This window comes from Arthrobacter sp. Soil762, from assembly GCF_001428335.1.
Taxonomy (GTDB): Bacteria; Actinomycetota; Actinomycetes; order Actinomycetales; family Micrococcaceae; genus Arthrobacter.
On record NZ_LMSG01000001.1, the window covers coordinates 522,052 to 541,233 of the forward strand.

13 protein-coding genes and 2 pseudogenes are annotated in these 19,182 nt (G+C 66.3%); 5 read left to right on the forward strand and 10 right to left on the reverse strand.

All coding sequences use genetic code 11. The features are described 5' to 3' along the window. Nucleotides 1–129 precede the first annotated feature (129 nt). From ASG77_RS02450 to nboR, 4 genes and pseudogenes are all read left to right on the forward strand, one after another. A complete protein-coding gene (locus ASG77_RS02450; protein WP_056340711.1) occupies nucleotides 130–348 on the forward strand; it encodes a hypothetical protein in 219 nt (72 codons plus the stop codon). Continuing rightward, nucleotides 345–1,624 (forward strand): annotated as a pseudogene (locus tag ASG77_RS22960) (pyruvate dehydrogenase (acetyl-transferring), homodimeric type); the annotation flags it as partial. The gene ASG77_RS02450 and the pseudogene ASG77_RS22960, both read left to right, overlap by 4 nt. Before the next feature lie 82 nt (nucleotides 1,625–1,706). Continuing rightward, a pseudogene (locus tag ASG77_RS22375) lies at nucleotides 1,707–3,203 on the forward strand (transketolase-like TK C-terminal-containing protein); the annotation flags it as partial. A gap of 118 nt (nucleotides 3,204–3,321) precedes the next feature. Then, the gene (nboR, locus tag ASG77_RS02460; protein ID WP_056340717.1) at nucleotides 3,322–3,930 is read left to right on the forward strand and encodes a nicotine blue oxidoreductase; all 609 of its coding nucleotides are present in this window, start codon (nucleotides 3,322–3,324) and stop codon (nucleotides 3,928–3,930) included. 29 nt (nucleotides 3,931–3,959) lie between these two features. Here the strand turns inward: nboR and ASG77_RS02465 are convergent, their stop codons facing one another. From ASG77_RS02465 to ASG77_RS02510, 10 genes are all read right to left on the reverse strand, one after another. After that, nucleotides 3,960–4,583: a Pr6Pr family membrane protein gene (locus ASG77_RS02465; protein WP_056340720.1), complete on the reverse strand. Its 624-nt coding sequence runs from the start codon at nucleotides 4,581–4,583 to the stop codon at nucleotides 3,960–3,962. A gap of 204 nt (nucleotides 4,584–4,787) precedes the next feature. Further along, the gene (locus ASG77_RS02470) at nucleotides 4,788–6,296 is read right to left on the reverse strand and encodes a cation:dicarboxylate symporter family transporter (protein WP_056340723.1); all 1,509 of its coding nucleotides are present in this window, start codon (nucleotides 6,294–6,296) and stop codon (nucleotides 4,788–4,790) included. A gap of 220 nt (nucleotides 6,297–6,516) precedes the next feature. After that, nucleotides 6,517–7,296 (reverse strand): SDR family oxidoreductase, encoded by a 780-nt coding sequence (locus ASG77_RS02475; protein WP_056340726.1) that lies wholly within the window; start codon nucleotides 7,294–7,296, stop codon nucleotides 6,517–6,519. A 27-nt stretch (nucleotides 7,297–7,323) separates the two neighbouring features. After that, entirely contained in the window at nucleotides 7,324–8,067 is a 744-nt protein-coding gene (locus ASG77_RS02480; protein WP_056340729.1) for an aspartate/glutamate racemase family protein, read from the reverse strand. Nucleotides 8,068–8,126: 59 nt separating this feature from the next. Next, nucleotides 8,127–9,695, reverse strand: a complete 1,569-nt coding sequence (locus ASG77_RS02485) for an NCS1 family nucleobase:cation symporter-1 (RefSeq protein ID WP_056340732.1) — start codon at nucleotides 9,693–9,695, stop codon at nucleotides 8,127–8,129. Between the two features lie 259 nt (nucleotides 9,696–9,954). After that, a complete protein-coding gene (locus ASG77_RS02490; RefSeq protein WP_056340735.1) occupies nucleotides 9,955–12,807 on the reverse strand; it encodes a molybdopterin-dependent oxidoreductase in 2,853 nt (950 codons plus the stop codon). Nucleotides 12,808–12,809: 2 nt separating this feature from the next. Further along, nucleotides 12,810–13,745, reverse strand: a complete 936-nt coding sequence (locus ASG77_RS02495; protein WP_056340738.1) for an FAD binding domain-containing protein — start codon at nucleotides 13,743–13,745, stop codon at nucleotides 12,810–12,812. Next, nucleotides 13,736–14,995 carry an XdhC family protein gene (locus ASG77_RS02500; RefSeq protein ID WP_056340741.1) on the reverse strand — a complete coding sequence of 420 codons (1,260 nt, stop codon included), beginning with the start codon at nucleotides 14,993–14,995 and terminating at the stop codon, nucleotides 13,736–13,738. The genes ASG77_RS02495 and ASG77_RS02500 overlap by 10 nt, the downstream gene beginning before the upstream one ends. A gap of 297 nt (nucleotides 14,996–15,292) precedes the next feature. Continuing rightward, nucleotides 15,293–16,819, reverse strand: coding sequence for an NCS2 family permease (locus tag ASG77_RS02505; RefSeq protein ID WP_235564311.1), 1,527 nt, complete (start codon nucleotides 16,817–16,819; stop codon nucleotides 15,293–15,295). Nucleotides 16,820–16,834: 15 nt separating this feature from the next. Further along, nucleotides 16,835–17,329: a nucleoside deaminase gene (locus tag ASG77_RS02510; protein WP_056340747.1), complete on the reverse strand. Its 495-nt coding sequence runs from the start codon at nucleotides 17,327–17,329 to the stop codon at nucleotides 16,835–16,837. Between the two features lie 364 nt (nucleotides 17,330–17,693). Between ASG77_RS02510 and ASG77_RS02515 the strand changes: the two genes are divergently transcribed. Continuing rightward, on the forward strand, nucleotides 17,694–19,088 hold the full coding sequence (locus tag ASG77_RS02515; protein ID WP_056340749.1) for an 8-oxoguanine deaminase: 1,395 nt from the start codon (nucleotides 17,694–17,696) through the stop codon (nucleotides 19,086–19,088). The last annotated feature ends 94 nt before the right edge of the window (nucleotides 19,089–19,182 follow it).

Genomic DNA, 19,182 nt, shown 5'->3' on the forward strand with positions numbered 1-19,182 from the left:
ACCGATACGTCGCACACGTCGCATTCATGCCGGACAGTCACCCTGCCCGGCATGTGGGCGCCGATGCATGCGCGCAAAGAGAGGTTGGACGTGGCTGCAGGAGAAGATACCTCCCATATCCTCAGCGGGTTGACAAACCAGCTGCCTGATCGTGATCCGGAAGAGACCGCCGAATGGGCTGAGTCCCTGGATGCACTGATCAGGGAACAGGGCACGGAACGTGCCCAATACATCATGCGGAGCCTGCTGCAGCGCGCCGGCGCGCAGAGCGTCGGCGTGCCGATGGTGACCACCACGGACTACGTGAACACCATCCCGAAGAGACCTCCCATATCCTCAGCGGGTTGACAAACCAGCTGCCCGATCGTGATCCGGAAGAGACCGCCGAATGGCTGGAGTCCCTGGATGCCCTGATTCAGGAACAGGGCACCGAGCGTGCCCAATACATCATGCGGAGCCTGCTGCAGCGCGCCGGCGCGCAGAGCGTCGGCGTGCCGATGGTGACCACCACGGACTACGTGAACACCATCCCGGTAGACCAGGAAGCTCCGTTCCCCGGCAACGAAGAGTTCGAGCGCCGGTACCGGGCGTACATGCGCTGGAACGCCGCCATCATGGTGCACCGGGCACAGCGGCCGAACATCGGAGTGGGCGGGCACATCTCCACGTACGCCGGSGCCGCCACCCTGTACGAGGTGGGCTTCAACCACTTCTTCCGCGGCAAGGACCACCCCGGCGGCGGTGACCAGGTCTTCTTCCAGGGCCACGCCTCCCCCGGCATGTACGCCCGCGCGTTCATGGAAGGCCGGCTCGCCGAGGAGGACCTGGACGGRTTCCGGCAGGAAAAGTCCAAGGAAGGCCACGCGCTCTCCTCCTACCCGCACCCGCGCCTGATGCCGGAGTTCTGGGAGTTCCCCACGGTCTCGATGGGCATCGGCCCGATGAACGCGATCTACCAGGCCCAGTCCAACCGGTACCTGCACAACCGCGGCCTCAAGGACACCTCGGACCAGCAGGTCTGGGCGTTCCTGGGCGACGGYGAAATGGACGAGCCCGAGTCCCGCGGCCTGCTCCAGCTCGCCGCCAACGAGAATCTCGACAACCTCAACTTCGTGATCAACTGCAACCTCCAGCGCCTGGACGGTCCCGTCCGCGGCAACGGCAAGATCATGCAGGAACTCGAAGCGTTCTTCCGCGGCGCGGGCTGGAACGTCATCAAGGTCGTCTGGGGCCGGGAGTGGGATGACCTGCTCACCCAGGACGCCGACGGCTCGCTCGTGAAGATCATGAACGAGACCCCGGACGGGGACTACCAGACCTACAAGGCCGAATCCGGCGGGTTCGTCCGCGAGCACTTCTTCGGCAAGACCCCGCAGACCAAGGACATGGTCGCGGACCTCTCCGATGACGARATCTGGAACCTCAAGCGCGGCGGCCACGACTACCGCAAGGTCTACGCCGCCTATAAGGCAGCCACCGAATTCAAGGGCAARCCCACCGTGATCCTGGCCAAAACGGTCAAGGGCTACGGACTCGGACCCCACTTCGAGGGCCGCAACGCGACCCACCAGATGAAAAAGCTCACCCTCGATGACCTGAAGAAGTTCCGCGACCACCTGCGGATNCCCACCGTGATCCTGGCCAAAACGGTCAAGGGCTACGGACTCGGACCCCACTTCGAGGGCCGCAACGCGACCCACCAGATGAAAAAGCTCACCCTCGATGACCTGAAGAAGTTCCGCGACCACCTGCGGATCCCCATCACGGACGAACAGCTCGACGCGGACCTCTACCGGCCCCCGTACTACCACCCCGGCATGGACTCCCCCGAGATCCGGTACCTCATGGAGCGCCGCCGCGCCCTGGGCGGTTTCGTCCCCGAACGCCGGCCGGACCACGCGCCGGTGGAGCTGCCGGACGCCAAAACCTACGAGGTTGCCAAGCGCGGTTCCGGGAAGCAGCAGGCGGCCACCACCATGACCTTCGTGCGCCTGCTCAAGGACCTGCTCAGGGACAAGAAGTTCGGACACCGCATTGTCCCCATCGTTCCGGATGAGTCCCGGACCTTCGGCATGGATGCGTTCTTCCCCACGGCCAAGATCTACAACCCGGACGGCCAGGCCTATCTGTCCGTGGACCGGGACCTGGTCCTGGCCTACAAGGAATCGGCCCAGGGCCAGCTGATCCACCCCGGCATCAACGAAGCAGGCGCCGTCGCGGCCTTCACGGCCGCGGGAACTTCCTACGCCACCCACGGCGAGCCGCTGATCCCGATCTACGTGTTCTACTCCATGTTCGGCTTCCAGCGCACCGGCGACGCCTTCTGGGCCGCCGCGGACCAGATGACCCGCGGATTCATCATCGGCGCCACCGCCGGCCGCACCACCCTGACCGGCGAAGGCCTCCAGCACGCCGACGGCCACTCCCCGATCCTGGCCTCCACCAACCCGGCCGTCCTCACCTACGACCCCGCTTACGGGTACGAGATGGGCCACATCATCCGGGACGGCATCGAGCGCATGTACGGGCCGGCCGCAAGCGGCGATGGAACCGGACCTGCATCCGATAAGAACCTCATGTACTACATCACGGTCTACAACGAGCCCATCTCCCAGCCGGCCGAACCTGAGAACCTCGACGTCAACGGTGTGCTGAAAGGCATCTACCGGGTGTCGGCGTCGGGTATCGAAGGGCCCAAGAGCCAGATCCTGGCCTCCGGCGTCTCCGTCCCGTGGGCACTGGATGCCCAGCGGATCCTCGCCGAGGACTGGGGCGTCTCCGCCGACGTCTGGTCCGTTACGTCCTGGAACGAACTGCGCCGCGACGGGCTCGCCGCCGAGGAAGAGGCCTTCCTGAATCCGGGCCAGCCCGCCCGCGTACCGTTCGTCACGCAGCAGCTCGCCGATGCGCAGGGGCCCGTGGTGGCCGTGACCGACTACATGAAGGCAGTCCCGGACCAGATCCGCCAGTTCCTCCCGCACCAGTTCGCCTCGCTCGGAGCCGACGGCTTCGGCTTCTCCGACACCCGCGCGGCAGCCCGCCGCTTCTTCAAGAACGACACCCACTCGGTTGTGGTGAAGACCCTGCAGCTGCTCGCTTCGCGCGGAGAGGTGGACGGCGGCGTGCCCGCCTACGCGATGGACCGCTACAAGCTCCTGGACGTCAACGCCGGGACCACCGGCGGCGCAGGTGGCGACGCCTGATCCCACCCTTCGACAACTGGAGTTTTTGTCCAGATAATGCGCTTTGCCCTCTTGAAGCCATTATCTGGACAAAAACTCCCATGGGGCGGCAGACGGAGCTGGGGAATAGGCTGGGGCGATGGCTGACCTGGACAAACAACGCACGACGGCGGTGCTGCTTGCCGCCGGTGCCGGGACGCGGCTGGGGCTCGGCCCCAAGGCGTTACTCCGGTTCCAGGGCCGCACGCTCGTTGAAGTCCTGGCCGACGTGCTGCTCGACGGCGGCTGCCGGGAAGTGGTGACGGTGCTCGGAGCGGAATCGGCAACGGTCCGCGCCGCCACCAATCTCAGCCGGCACCGGGTCATCGACAACCCGGACTGGGCCAGCGGAATGGGAAGTTCGTTCCGGGCGGGAGTTGCCGCCGCAGCCCCGGCGGACCATGTGCTCATTGCGCTGGTGGACCAGCCCGGCCTGACCACCGAGACCGTTGCCCGGTTGCTGGCCTCCCACCGGCCTGGCCGCGTGACTGCGGCCGCCCACCGTGGCACGGACGGAAGACTCCGGCGGGGACACCCGCTGCTTCTGGATTCCAGCCTGCGTGCTCAAGCCGCGGAAACGGCAACCGGCGATGCCGGGGCACGCTTCTTCCTCCAGGAGCACCCGGGGCTGATCGACCTCGTGGACTGCAGCGACCTCTCCGCCGGTGAAGACCTCGACACCCCCGAGCACCTGTACCTCCTCGATTGAGGACCAACCACGGATCGGTGGATCAAGGCCTAGTAATCCACCTGCCGCTTGAGCTTGTTACCGAGCCACAGCATGGCCAGGCTCACGACTAGGAAGCCGACGGAAATGGCGAGGGCAAACACCACCACCCCGCCCCAGCCACCTGCCCGTGCGGGGTCGACGAACCAGTACGGGTACCAGTTCACCAAGGCCCCGCGGACCAGGCTGTAGACCAGGTAGCCGACAGGGTACAGCAGCCAATACCAGATGTGCTTGACCGTGAGCGTGGCCCGCGGCGGTTGGAAGAGCCAGTCCACCACCATGACCACCGGGATCAGGTAGTGCACCACGAAGTTGACCCACGGCAGCAGCGAGCCGAGATCTTCGCCGGCGAGCAGCGCACCGAACACGAGTCCCACCACGGCCATGGCGATGGTTGCCGTGCCGCGCGTGACGTCGTCGATTTCGCTGGGGCGTTTGCGGATCAGCACCCTGTAACCGCTGATGAGAAGCACCAACGCGGCGAAGATGTTGGACAAATTTGTGAAGTAGCTGAAGAAGTTCCAGACGTCGTAGCCCATGCCCAAATGAACTGTCAGCTGTGTTCCCACCGCCACCAACGTCAAAAGGCCAAAGAAAAAGCGTCCCCCGATAAGCACAGTTCTCTTGGTCATAGGCCCAATCCTTGCCGAATCCCCAGCTCAGACGCGGTTCGACACTCCGAAGTTGAATGGGCGCCACGTGATCGGCAGCTCGGGCGCCACGTCCCACCATGTGGCTGGCGTGGCCAATGGCAAATGCAAGGAACCCCGCCCCCAAATCAGGGGCAGGGTTCCTTGCGTTGCGGACGGCATCAGCCGGGGTTCCGGGGCCGGAAGCTACTTCCCGCCACCCGCGTCGGACGAGCCGTCAGGCGCGGCGGCGGCGTGGGTGGGCCGCCTCATGTGGAACTCGCGGATCTCCTCCGGGTTCGGTCCGCCGCGGAACTTGGGAGACGGCTCCTGGCCGCCGCTGATCCGCTCCAGCTCCTGGTCTTCGAATTCTTCCTCGACGCCAAGCATGATGGCGGAATCGTGGTTGGTGATTTCACCCTTGAACGCCCTGACCATAACGCTCCGGTCGAACTGGCCCTCCCACTTGGAGACCACGAACGTGGCGACGCAGTTGCCCAGGAGGTTCACTACCACCCGCATGGAGTCCATGAGGCGGTCGGCACCGAGCAGCAGCGCCACGCCGGCAACCGGGAAGATGCCCAGTGCCGCGGCGGTGGCGGACAGCGCCAGGAACGATGAACCGGGGACGCCGGCCATGCCCTTGGAGGTCAGCAGCAGGACGCCGAGCGCTGCCAGCTGCTGGCCGAGGTCCAGGTTGTGGCCGAAGGCCTGGGCCAGGAAGAGCAGGGAGATAGAAAGGTAGATCGCGGCGCCGTCGAGGTTGAATGAGTAGCCGGTGGGCACCACCAGGCCTGTGGTGGCACGTGAGCAGCCGGCGTTGGTCAGCTTGGTCATGATGCGCGGCATCACAGCCTCGGTGGAGGCGGTGCCGAGCGCCAGCAGGAACTCCTCGCGGGTGTACTTCAGGAAGTGCCAAAGCGGGACGCGGGCAAAGCCCCAGGCCACGAGGAACAGCAGGCCGATGAAGACAATGGCCGCGCCGTAGCAGGCGGCAATGAGCAACGCATAGGTGCTGAGCGTGTCCAGCCCGTACTGGCCGATGATGAATGCCATGGCACCGAAAGCACCGATCGGGGCAACCTTCATGATCCAGGACATGATCTTGAAGATGAGCTCCAGGACGGTCTCCATGAGGCTGACGACCGGCATGCAGCGCTCGCGTCCGATGACGACGATTGCCGCGCCGAAGAAGACCGAGAAGAACAGGACCTGCAGGAGGCTGTTGCTCGCGAAGGCGCCGATGACGCTGGTGGGGATGACGTCCAGGATGAAGGCCGCGGCGTCCTTGGGCACGGCATTGCCGGTCTTGGCGGTCAGCGCTTCCTGGGAGAGGGTGTTGGGATCAATGTTCAGCCCGGCACCGGGCTGGACGATGTTGCCTACGATCAGGCCGAAGACCAGCGCGAAGAGCGTGGCCGCGGTGAAGTAGAGAAGGGCTTTGACTCCGACCCTTCCGACCGCCTTGACGTCGCCTACGGCCGAGATGCCGGTGACGATCACCAGGAAAATCAGCGGCGCGATGATCATTTTGATGAGCTGGATAAAACCGTCACCGAGCGGCCTCAGCTGTGAGCCAAGGTTCGGCCAGAAATGTCCGATAAGAACACCTGCCACGACGGCGATCAGAATTTGGAAGAAGAGCGACCTATACAAGGGCTTCTTCTTCTGCGGGGCCGAACTCGCCTTCAGCGCCGCGGAATCTGGGATCTTCATTGATCTGTACCTATCAATCGGGAACAGCCCCGGACATCGGGGTCTGATTCCAACGTAACCCCGGTCACACGATTCCGCAAGGGGAAATCGCATTTTCACAATGTGGAAATCACTGGAATTTCCCGGACATACAAAATCCGCCACGAAAACGGACGCCTGCCGGGGAACTCCCCGGCGCGGACGTCCGCTTCCGCAGCGGAAAGGTGCGGATTATTCCTTGTCAGCCCCGGCCGATGAACGGCATTCCCGCGGCCGTGATCACCATCGAGCCCACACTGGCCGACGGCGGCATGCCTGCCATCAGGAGTACGGCGCGCGCGGCGTCCTGCACCGGGAACGTGGGCTCCATCCGGCGGCTGCCGTCGGCCTGCAGGGCACCGGAGTCCACTCCGATGGTGGCCATGATGTCCGTGGCTGTGTTGCCGATGTCGATCTGGCCGCAGGTAATGCCGAAGTCCCTGCCGTCCAGCTCGATGCTCTTGGTCAGACCCGTCATGGCGTGCTTGGTGACCGTATAGGCCACCGTCCGCGGCCGCGGCGAATGCGCTGCAATGGATCCGTTGTTGATGATCCGGCCGCCCTGAGGATCCTGGGATTTCATGGCCCGCACGGCGGCGGCGGCGCATAGTACGGAGCCGGTGAGGTTCACCGCCACCACCGCGTCCCAGTCGGCCACGCTGATTTCATCCACCGAGGCGGCCGGGCCGAACACGCCGGCGTTGTTGAACAGGACGTCAACCCTCCCCCACTTCCCGAGGGCTGCAGCGAAAAGGCGCTCGACGTCGTCGGGCACTGTTACGTCGCAGGTCACCGCCAGCGCCTGGCGATGGCCGGCCGCCGACTCCAGCAGCGGAGCCTCCCGGCGGCCGGCCAACACCACGCGGTACCCGTCGGCCAGCATGAGCCGCGCCACCGCCCTGCCAATCCCGGAGCCTGCACCGGTCACGACGGCGACCGGTGCCGGCCGGTGGGGATGTGCGGGCCGGTGGGTTGCAGTCATGGGTCGCTCCTTGAGTTGATGGCCGGGCTAAGGCGCAGCGGGCACGTTCGCTGCCGTTATTGGCCAGCCTATGACGGTCTTGGGCCGCGGGGTGGCGTAGGTCCGGACCTTTGAGGTGCTCAGCCGCAGCCGGACCAGCGATTCAGCGATGGTGACCGCAGCCGCCACACCGTCCACCACGGGGACGCCGGCACGCTTCCGGATTTCCTCGTCCAGACCGGCCATGCCGCCGCAGCCCAGGACAATGACTTCCGCCTTGTCCTCACGGACAGCCAGCAGAGCCTGTTCGATGATGGCTTCCACAGCGCGCTCCGGCTCCTCCTCCAACTCCAGGACGGCCATGCCGCTGGCCCGGACCGAGGCGCACCGGGCGTCGAGGCCGGCCAGCTTCAGCCGGTCCTCGATCAGCGGCACGGCCCGGTCCAGGGTGGTGATCACGGAGTACTTGTGGCCCAGGAACATCGCGGTGCTCGCGGCCGCCTCGGTGATGTCCACTACCGGAACGTCAAGGAGCTCCTGGAGCCCTTCGCGGCCGTGCTCGCCGTAGCCGGCCTGGATGACGGCGTCGAACGGCTCCTGGTAGTTGACGACGGCGTCCATCACGGCGATCGCAGCGAGGTAACTCTCAAAGTTTCCCTCGCAGGAGTCTGCGCCGAAGCGCGGAGTGATTCCCACGATCTCCGTGTCCGGCAGCGCGGCCTGTTTTGCCTGCGCGGCGATGGAATCGGTCATGGACTGTGTGGTGTTGACGTTGGCCACAAGGATGCGCATGGTGCTTTTCCTCTTTCGGGACAGGTTGGTTGCTGGCGCGGCGGTTGCTGGCGCTTTGGTTAGTGGGCGCTGGCGACGGCGATGGATTCGCCGTCAACGTCGTCGAGTCGCTGCCTGCGGTCCGAGATGACGTAGTAGACCACCGCGGCGATGCCGGCCGCGACGAACCACGCGAACGGGGCGGCCGCTTCCAGCGCCGGAACAAAGGCGATCAGGAGTGCGATGGCGGCAGCGGGCACCATGGCAATGATGGCCCGGGGGTTGTAACCCTTTTTGTAGTAGTAGGCACCTGCCGGGTCCTCGGAGTAGAGCTCAAGGACGTTGACCTTGCCGCGGCGCAGCAGCCAGTAATCGGCCATGACAACGCCGAACAGCGGGCCGAGCAGGGCTCCGAGTCCGCCCAGGAAGTACACGATCACCAGCGGGTTGTTGTACAGGTTCCACGGCAGGATGATCAGGCCAATGGTGCCGCTGACCCAGGCCGCCTTGCGGAAGTTCAGGTGCTTCGGGAAGAGGTTGGTCAGGGCATAGACAGGGGCCACAAAGTTGGCCATCAGGTTCACGGCGATGGTCAGGATCAGCAGGGCAAGGCAGGCCAGGACAAGGAACAGCGTGTTCGGGATGGTCTGGACGATGTCCGACGGGCTCTGGATGACAGTGCCGTTGATCTTGAACTGTCCACCGGCCATCACCACAACGATCGCGCCGAAGAGGAGCATGTTGATGGGGATGCCCCAGAAGTTGCCGCGAACCACGGCCTGCTTGGAGACGGCGGACCGGGTGAAGTCGCAGAAGTTCAGGACGAACGTTCCGTAAATGGCCACCCACAGGGCACCGCCGGCGAAGATGGTGCGCCACATGTCGCCGCCCTCGAGGGCGTTGTCCCCGGCCCAGGCGATGGAGCCGCCGGCTTCGACGAAGATCCAGACGGCGATGGCCGCCATGGTGACCAGGATGATGGGGCCGGCGAAGGCCTCATACTTGCGGATCATCTCCATGCCGAAGCTGACGATGATCAGCTGGACAATCCAGAGGAATACGAACGAAGCCCAGCCGAGCGTGGACAGGCCGAGAATGGAGTTGGTGTCGAGCTCCTGCAGCGAGGGAACCATGGCGACGAGCATGACCCTGAGCACCACGGACGCGAGGTACGTCTGGATGCCGAACCAGGCGACGGCCACGGCCCCGCGCAGGAGGCTGGCAATCTGGGCGCCCCTGATGCCGAAGCTGATCCGGCTCATGACAGGGAACGGGACACCGGTCTTTACGCCCATAAACCCGGACAGGCTAAGGAGCGCAAACAGCAGGACGGCGCCGACTCCCAGGGCGAGCAGGATCTGCCAGCCGCCCAGCCCGAGGGCGAAGAGCCCGATGGCAAAGGCGTAGTTGCCAAGGCTGTGGACGTCGTTGGCCCAGAGGGTGAAAATGCTGTAGCCGGTCCAGCGGCGACCTTCCCGCTTCGTCGGGGCAAGGTCGATGTTGTAGAGGGTGGGGCTGATGGTTCTGCCGGAGGCGGCACTGGCTATATCGCAAAGCGTGTCGACACCCACGGAGGGGTGGGCTGCTTTGCCCAGGTCAACTGCTGTCTCAGGTGCCGGTTCAACGCCGGTCAACGGGGTTGTCTGCATCGTGATCTCACTTCTTGAAGATGTCTTCCATATGTTCCGCTGTGGGATTCATGCCTGAAACGACCGGCAGAAGCGTCTTTGCTTTTCCACAATGCGAAAAATAGGTATCGAGTAGTGAAATAACGGTATGACCCAGGTCACGCATCAGTCAAGGGGTCGCCGAAAGAAGGCCGGTCACAAACGGTTGCTTCGCCAGCAACGCGGTGTCAGATACGGCCCAATAAACGCCCCCTGGGCCGTATCTGACCCCGCGTTGGTCTTATCGGGACGGAACTGGCACTCCTTCCTTCAAACCCAGGTAGATCTTGTCCCGGCCGATCGGCAACTCCGCGAACCGGACACCCGTGGCGTTCCGGATCGCATTGGCCAGGGCGGGGGCCACCGGGTTGAACGGGCTTTCGCTCATGGACTTCGCCCCGAGCGGACCTACCTGGTCGTTGGTGGAGGCGAAGTAGACCTCGCTGCGCGGCACGTCCGCGAAGGACGGGATGTGGTACTGCCGCAGGATGTCCGTGGTGACCCGGCCGACGTCGTCCACTCGGACCTCCTCATACAATGCAGCGCCCAGCGCCTGCCCGATGCCGCCCTCGATCTGGCCGCGGCACTGCCGCGGATTCACCACCACGCCGGCGTCGGCTGCCTGCACGCTCTGCAGGATCCGCAGCTCCCCCGTGCCGGTGTTGACCGCCACCCGGAACCCGTGGACGTTGAACGCCACTGATCGCGGCGTCCCGTCCCAGTGGCCCTCGACGGCGAGCTGCACGCCCTGGTCCCGCGCGGCGTCGTGGATGTCCGTGAGCGGAACCCGCCGTCCGGCACAGTCCACGCCGCCGTCGTCGAGCACGCATTCGGTCCTCGGCACGCCGGTCAGCGCCGCGGCGACGGTGACGATCCGGGAGGCCAGCTCGGTAGCCGCCATCAGGGTGGCCTTGCCGGCCACCACCGTCCCGGCCGAACCGAACGCACCGGTGTCGTGCTCCACCAGGTCGGTATCGGACTGCCGCACGGCCACCTTGCCCGCCGTGGTGGCGAGTGCCGTCGCGGCCAGCTGCGCGTGCACCGTGGTGGTGCCGTTGCCGAATTCGGCGGTCCCGACGTCGGCCGCGAACGTGCCGTCCGGAAGCAGGCTCACGCGGGTGTCGGCAAAGTGGCCGCGGGGCGGGACGGTGTCGATCATGGACAGCGCGGAACCTTCCCCGGTGACCCAGTCCGGACCGAGGTCGTCGAGCCCGGCATCGCGGTAGCGCTGCTGGCCGCGGTCCAGGGCATCACGCACCAGGGAGATGCACTGGTCCAGGCCGTAGCTGCCGTAGTGGACGTCCTCCTCGGGCTCGGGGTTGGTGGAGAGCATGTCATCGCCTTCGCGCACCATGTTCCGGCGCCGGAATTCCAGGGGATCCATGCCGATGCCGACTGCCAGCTCATCGATGGCCGACTCGATCGCGAAGATCATCTGGCTCAGCCCGTAGCCACGGAAGGCCCCGGCCGGCACGGTGTTGGTGTAGACGGCATGCGCGTCCACTTTCTTGTTGGCGCACTTGTACACGGCCAGCGATTCGCCGCAGCCGTGGAACATCACACCGGGGGCGTGGTTGCCGTAGGCGCCGGTGTTGGTGACCACGTCCAGCTGCAGCGCGGTGAGGAGACCGTCCTTGCTGGCCCCGGCCTTGAGTTTGATGGCGAAGGGGTGCCGCGTGGTGGTGGCGGTGAACTGCTCCGTGCGGGTGAACTCCACTTGCACAGGCCGGCGCAGCGTGAGCGTGGCGAGGGCAACGAGGTCCTCGGTGAGCACTTCCTGCTTGCCGCCGAAGCCGCCGCCCACGCGTCCGGCCACCACGCGGATGCGTTCCTCCGGCAGGTCGAACACGCGGCCCAGCGTGCGCCGGACCAGGAACGGGACCTGGCTGGAGGTCCGGACCACGAGGCGGTCTTCCTCGTCGAGCCAGGCGATGGAGGAGTGCGTTTCCAGGGCGACGTGCTGCACGCGCTGAGTCCTGTACGTGTGCTCATGGATGAAGTCGGCAGCGGCAAAACCGTCCGCCACACTGCCCAGCTCTGAGTGCAGCTCGGCCACGACGTTCTGCCGCGGCCGCGAGATCCGGGCCTTCACGGCGTCCTTGTCCCCGTGCAGTGCCGGGGCGCCGGGGAGCATGGCCTCCTGCGGGCTGAAGACAGTGTCCAGCAGCTCGTATTCCACCTGCAGGGCGCGGGCCCCGGCCTCGGCGGCACTCACGGATTCGGCCACGACGGCGGCCACACGCTGGCCGATGAACCGCACCACGTCATCGAGGACGCGGGTGTCGTCGGGATCGTCCGTGTAGAGCTCATGCTGGGCGGTGGAGAAGTGCTGGGCCGGGGCGTCCTCGTGGGTGAAGACCGCGACGACGCCGGGCACCTGAAGCGCGGCCGTCCTGTCGATGGAAACAATCCGTGCGTGCGCGTGCGGTGAGCGCAGCAGCTTCAGGTGCAGCAGGCCTTCCAGCTCGTCAGCCGGGACATCCAGGGTGTAGCGGGCGGTTCCGGTGACGACGGCGAGGCCCGCCGGGGCGGGCACGTTGTCGCCGAGCTGCCCGGCCCGGGCTGCCGTGGTTCTGGGGGCGGTGGTGCCGGCTCCGGCAGCCGGACGGGCGGCGCCACCTGACGCGCCGCCGTCGTCGTGATTGTGCTTGCCGCGGATCCCGCACACTGCGTCCGCGATGGAACGGTAGCCGGTGCAGCGGCAGAGGTTGCCCTTGAGGCTGCGGGGCAGGTTGGCTTTCTGTTCGTCGTCGAAGGTGGCTGCGGTCATCATCATGCCGGCGGTGCAGAAGCCGCACTGGAAGCCCTGTTCGGCCAGGAACTGCTCCTGCACGGGGTGCAGCGCACCTCCCGCTGCACCGGACGTCCCGGCGAGCCCTTCGATGGTGGTGACCGCCTTGCCGTCGGCGCGGACGGCCGGGTAGATGCAGCTGTGTACGGGGGCGCCGTCCACGTGGACGGTGCAGGCACCGCAGTCGCCGCCGTCGCAGCCTTTTTTGACGCCGAAGTTGCCCTGCTCGCGCAGGAACGTGCGCAGGCACTGGCCGGGGCGTGGGGTGGCCGGGGTGGCGGTGCCGTTGATTTCGATTGCCATGCTCAGGCCTCCTTCTGCTGCTTGTTCTGTGCTGTTTCGGGTTGCGCGCTCGGCTGCGGCGACAAGGCGTGCGGCCGGCCGGCCCAGAAATCGCCCGACACGGTGAGCCGTTCCTCCAGCAGTTCCGCACGGATCTCCTCGGCAAGCCGGAGGGTCATGTCCCGGCGCCATTCGGGCAGCCCGTGGATGTCGTCGTGGTACAGCTCCGCCGGGATGGCCTTCCCGACGGCGGCCGCCAAGGCCGCGGGGCCCGCCATCTTGGCAGCGGTGAACCGCAGCTGCACGGGGCGTTTGGTGGCGGCGGTGACGGTGAGGACCAGGCCGCCGTCAGCATCCCGCCGTCCGATCAGCAGCACCCCGGAACGGCCGAGGTTGCTGAGCGAGAGCCGCCGGAAGGCCACTTTCGCGGCCAATGACGACGCCGGCAGGTGGATGCTGCGCAGGAGCTCGCCGGGTGCCAGGCTGTTTTGCCCGTCCCCGGTGATGAACGTGGCCACCGGGACCGTGCGGCTGCCGCCGCCGGGGCCGAGGATGGTGGCCGTGGCGTCCAGCCCTGCGCAGAGCGAGATCATGGGCCCGGCCGGGAGCGAGGTGCACAGGTTGCCGCCCACTGTGGACATGTTCCAGACCTTGAACGATGCCACGAAGGAGTCGCAGCATGGACGGAACAAGTCCAGGCCCGGCCACTCCCTGCCGGCAACTTCGTCCGAACCCGGCAGGGCGTAGAGCTCCGCGACGGTGCACGTGGCGGCCAGTTCAATCCCTGCATCGCTCACGGTAGCGGCGGGCCAACCCGCTTGGCCAAGGTCCAGCAGCCGCTTCAGGACGGTACTCCCGTAGGAGAACAGCACCGTGCCGCCCGCCAGCCAGGCATCGCCGTCGCGCCATTCGGAGGGGTCCGTCGTGGGCACGACGGCCTCGATGGTGTTCATGTCCATGGGTTCTCCTGGCGGGGTTCGTGCGTGCGGGGTTTGCTCGCAGCACGGGGTGTCGTTGTGGGGTGGATGGGGCCGCTGCCGTCCTTGAGCGAGGATGCCTTGAGCGGCGCCGGCGTGGTGCTGCCCCGTCCGGCCCGGCCACGGGAGGCGATGATCTCCGCCGTAATGGACACCGCGACTTCGGCCGGGGTGACCGCGCCCAGATCCAGGCCGATGGGCGAGTGGAGCCGCTCCAGCGCTTCCGCCGGCGTGCCGTCCGCGAGCAGCGCGTCGATGCGCTGGCGGTGGCTGCGCCGCGAACCCATGGCGCCCACATAGGCGAGGCCCAGGCCGAGCGCGGTTTCCAGCAGCGGGATGTCGAACTTGGGGTCGTGGGTCAGCACGCACACCGCGGTGCGGCCGTCCACGCGTCCTGCGGCTGCTTCTGCGGCAAGGTAGCGGTGCGGCCAGTCAGTGACCACCTGGTTGGCGGCGAGGAAGCGGCTTTGGTTCGAAAAAACCGGCCGGGCATCACACAAGGTGACGTCATAGCCCAGCAGCTTCCCGGCCGGGAGCAGCGCGGCGCCGAAGTCGTTGGCGCCGAAGATCAGCATGCGCGCGGCGGGGAGCCGGCTTTCCACGAACAGGGTGATGGGTTCGGGGTGGGTCTGGTCCCGGCTGTCGGAGCAGCCGTCGGGTGGTGCCACCCGGACCAAACCGGCGCGGCCGCCTTGGAGCAGCGGCTCGAGCTGGGCGGCTGCCGCGTAAACAGTGGCGGGATGATCCCCCACCAGCCGGGCAAGTTCCGGGGACTCCATGGCGCGGAACCGCACAGGATCCTGCACGACGACGGCTCCCCCGCCGGCGTCGAGCCTGCGGATCAGTGCCAGGGCAGCGGTGGAGTGACGGCCCGCCAAGTTGTTCAGCATGGCGAGGTCCATGGCCTCCAGCGATGACCCGAGCGGCTGGATGTGGACTTCCAGTTCTCCTCCACAGGAGAGTCCGACGGCGAACGCGTCCTCGGCACTGTAGCCGAACGACTCAAGGCGGCTGCCGCCGTCGCGCATGGCCTCAAGGGCGGCGTCCACCACGGCGCCTTCCACGCAGCCGCCAGAGAGACTGCCGAGGACGTCCCCGTATTCCGACACAAGCATGGAGGTGCCGAGAGGCCGGGGCACGGAGCCGCCCGCGGCCACGATGGTGGCGACGGCGCAGCGCTGGCCGGAGACCGCGGGCCGCCAGCCTCCCAGTGAAGGTATTAGGTCCAGCATGGCAACACGTCCTTTACCACTGAGGTTCCGGACGGGAAGCCTGTCCGGAACAGTGCGCGGTCTTGCCTCATAATCTCATTCCTTGCTGGGTGTAGAGGGAAAGTCAGGGGAGTTGTTTGAGGGGACCGGGGCGGGGCCTCTAATCCCGCCCCGGTCCGTGACGGCGCAGCCGCACTCCACCGCCGCCCGCCGTCGTGGGTTCCGGTGCTGCGGACCACGGCGGCGGACGCCTACTCGATGCGGTGGGTGCGGATGGACCGCCGTTTGAGGCGCCCGAATGGGCGGTTACGCCGGGGCCTACGCGCCCAGCAGGGCGTTGATGGGTCCCCGGGCGAAGTAGATGATGAAGCCCGCGGTGACCACCCACATGAGCGGATGGACCTTCCTGCCCCTGCCGGACGCAGCGCTGATGACCGCGAAGGAGATGAATCCGACGCCGATGCCGTTGGCGATCGAGTAGGTCAGCGGCATCGTGACGATGGTCAGGAAGGCCGGCAGCGCGATCGAGAACTTGCTGAACTTGATCTCGCGGATCTGTGCCATCATCATGGCGCCCACTACCACCAGGGCGGAGGCTGCAACCTCGAGCGGTACCACCGAGGTCAGCGGCGTAAAGAACATCGAGCCCAGGAACAGCACGCCGGTGACCACGGAGGCCAGGCCGGTGCGGGCACCTTCGCCGATACCGGCCGCGGAATCGATGTAGACGGTGTTGGATGAGCCGGACGTTCCGCCGCCCACCACTGCGCCCATGCCTTCGACGATGAAGGCCGACTTCAGCCTGGGGAACGTGCCGTCCTTGTGCGCCACTCCGGCGCTCTTGGCGAGGCCGGTCATGGTGCCCATGGCGTCGAAGAAGTTGGTGAAGACCAGGGTGAACACAAGCATGGTTGCCGCGAGGCCGCCGATCCTTGAGAACGAGCCGAAGAGATCGAACTGGCCCACCAGGCTGAAGTCCGGGGCGGAGACCAGCTGGCCGGCGAGCACGGGTACGTTGAGGTGCCAGCCGCCGGGGTTGTCGGCACTGCCGGGACCGATATGCATGGCGGCCTCGACGACGGCGGCGAGGGCTGTGGTGGCGACGATTCCGATCAGGAGGCCGCCCTGGATCTTGCGGGCCACGAGGATTCCCATGACCAACAGACCGACGATGAAGACGAGGGTGGGGATGGAGGTGATGGAGCCGTCGTTGCCGAGCTGGACCGGCGGGCCGCCTTTGGTGGGGCGGACGAAGCCGGAATCCACAAAGCCGATGAAGGCGATAAACAGGCCAATGCCGACGGTGATGGCAGCCTTGAGTTCCTTGGGGACTGCCTTGAAGATCGCCGTCCGGGCACCCGTGGCGCCGAAGATGACGATCAGGACACCGTTGATGACCACCAGGCCCATGGCTTCGGGCCAGGTGACGTCCTGGATGACGGCCACTGCCAGGAACGAGTTGATGCCCAGGCCCGCTGCGAGCCCGAACGGCAGGTTGGCGACGAGGCCGAACACGATGGTCATAACGCCGGCGGTGAGCCCGGTAACGGCCCCCACCTGCGCTGCCGAGAGCCAGCCGCCGGCGACGTCCGTGGGGGCGTTCTGGGCCGAGAAACCGCCCAGGATCAGCGGGTTGAGGATCACGATGTAGGCCATCGTGAAGAACGTGACAATGCCGCCGCGGAATTCGCGCGCCAGCGTGGAGCCACGCTTGGTGATCTGGAAGAAACTATCCAGGAAGGATTTCGACGCCGGGGGCCGGGGTGCCGCCGTGTGCTCTGCGCCTTCGGGCGCAGCCTGCTTTTCAGCTGCGGTTCGCATTTCTGCGGGGTCCAGGATTGTCATGTCAGCCACCGGATCCTAGTAGTCAATCCTGGAATCGAGCGTGTTCCAGGTGTTGAACGGTTCCAGGATGCCGGGAGCCTGGGGGTCGCCCAGTTCCAGCTTGGCGACCGGCATCAGTGCATTCCGGTCCTCGTTCTCGAAGTACTCGTAGAAGACGGCGTCGTCGAAGCCCACGGAGGCGGCGTCGTGCCGGTCTGCGGCGAAAACCACGTTGCCGATCCGGGCCCACAGGGCCGAGGCCAGGCACATGGGGCAGGGTTCGCAGCTGGTGTAGAGGGTGGCTCCGCTGAGATCGAACGTGCCGAGTTCGCGGCAGGCATTGCGGATGGCGGTGACCTCGGCGTGGGCCGTGGGATCGTTCGTGGCGGTGACCCGGTTGACGCCTTCGAAGGCGTGGCCATCCGCGGTGACAACGACGGCGCCGAACGGGCCGCCGCTGTTCAGGACGTTGGCTGTTGCCAGTTTTATGGATGCGGCCAGAAAATGTTCGGCCGTGACGGTTGTGCTCATTGTGCGACTTCCTTAGTGGCAAGGAAGCCCAGTAACCCTGAGACGGGGACGCGCCAGTGATATGGCTACCAGGCTTCAGCATGTGCTTTTGAAGGTTCGCCTGGTAGATAGCTTCCCGGAGTCCGGGTGCCCGCCTTTGGCAAGATCGAGATTAGCACCGGATCTGTGATCAGCGCCATAGTTTCTGGAAACTTAATTTCGTGATGTGAAATTCTTGTTTCGAACGGGTCACATTGACGCGCTTCCGCATGCGTCCTACGCTGATTGCCACCGGCTACCCATGGGCAGCCCGGCATCCTGGATCAGCAGACAGGGCCTAACTGAGCTGGAACGCATTTATTGCCGACCAGACAAGGAGCCATCCATGGCCCACCCGCATTCCCCGGCCCCGGTCCCATCCACCGTCCCATCCCCGTCCAGGCTATGGATCAGGAACCCGATCGCCGTTTTCACCGCCAACGGGCTCGACGCGGGCAACGGCATCGTGGTCAGCGGCGGCATCATCGCCGAGGTTGTTCCGGCCGGCGGGCAGCCGTCCGCACCCTGCTCCTCCGTCTTCGATGCTTCCGCGCACGTCCTGCTGCCGGGCCTGATCAACACGCACCACCACTTTTACCAAACCCTTACCCGCGCCTGGGGGCCCGTGGCCAACGCCCCGCTGTTCCCGTGGCTGCAGAATCTCTACCCAGTCTGGGCGCGCCTGACTCCGGACAGCTTGGAACTCGCGGTGAAGGTGGCCCTGGCCGAGTTGCTGCTCTCCGGCTGCACCACGGCAGCCGACCACCATTACCTGTTCCCCTCGGGACTCGAGGACGCAATCGACGTGGAGGTCGGCGTCGTACGCGAATTGGGCATGCGGGCCACGCTCACGCGCGGCTCCATGACGTTGGGAACGGACGACGGCGGCCTGCCGCCACAGTCCACCGTGCAGCGGCCGGAGGTCATCCTGGCGGACAGCGAACGCCTCATTTCGAAGTACCACGAGCGCGGCGACGGCGCCGTCATCCAGATTGCGCTGGCCCCGTGTTCGCCGTTCTCGGTGACCAAGGAAATCATGGCCGAGAGCGCCTTGATGGCCGAGCGGCTCGACGTCCGGCTGCACACGCACCTCGCCGAAACCGTCGACGAGGAGGATTTCTGCCAGTCGATGTTCGGCCTGCGCACCGTGGACTATCTGGAAAGCGTCGGCTGGCTGGGCAACCGCACCTGGCTGGGCCACGGCATCCACTTCAACAACGACGAGATCGCCCGGCTGGGAGCCGCGGGCACCGCCGTCGCGCACTGCCCGACGTCGAACATGCGGCTCGCGTCAGGCACCGCCCGCGTGCTGGAACTTGAGGCCGCCGGGGTGCCGGTGGGGCTGGGTGTGGACGGATCGGCGTCGAACGATGCCTCCAACATGATGCTCGAGGCCCGGCAGGCGCTGTACCTGCAGAGGCTGCGCTACGGGGCATCCGTTCCCGTGGAGCGGGCCCTTGGCTGGGCGACGCGGGGCTCGGCGGCCGTGCTGGGGCGCTCTGATATCGGCCAACTGGCCCCGGGGATGCAGGCCGACGTGGCACTCTTCCGCCTCGACGACCTTCGCTTCTCCGGCAGCCACGACCCCATTGCGGCACTGTTGCTGTGCGGCGCCGACCGCGCGGACCGCGTGATGGTGGGCGGGCAATGGCGCGTGGTGGACGGGCAGATTCCGGGCCTGGACGTCGCGGGGCTCATCGCGGAGCACTCGGCAGCGGCGCGAAAGCTCGTGAACGGCTAGGCCTTTCCTCACCGGCACTGACGCTGGCGACACGCCTAGTACCCAGCGACGCGCATAAGGCCTGGCGACACCCGAATTCGGGTGTCGCCAGGCC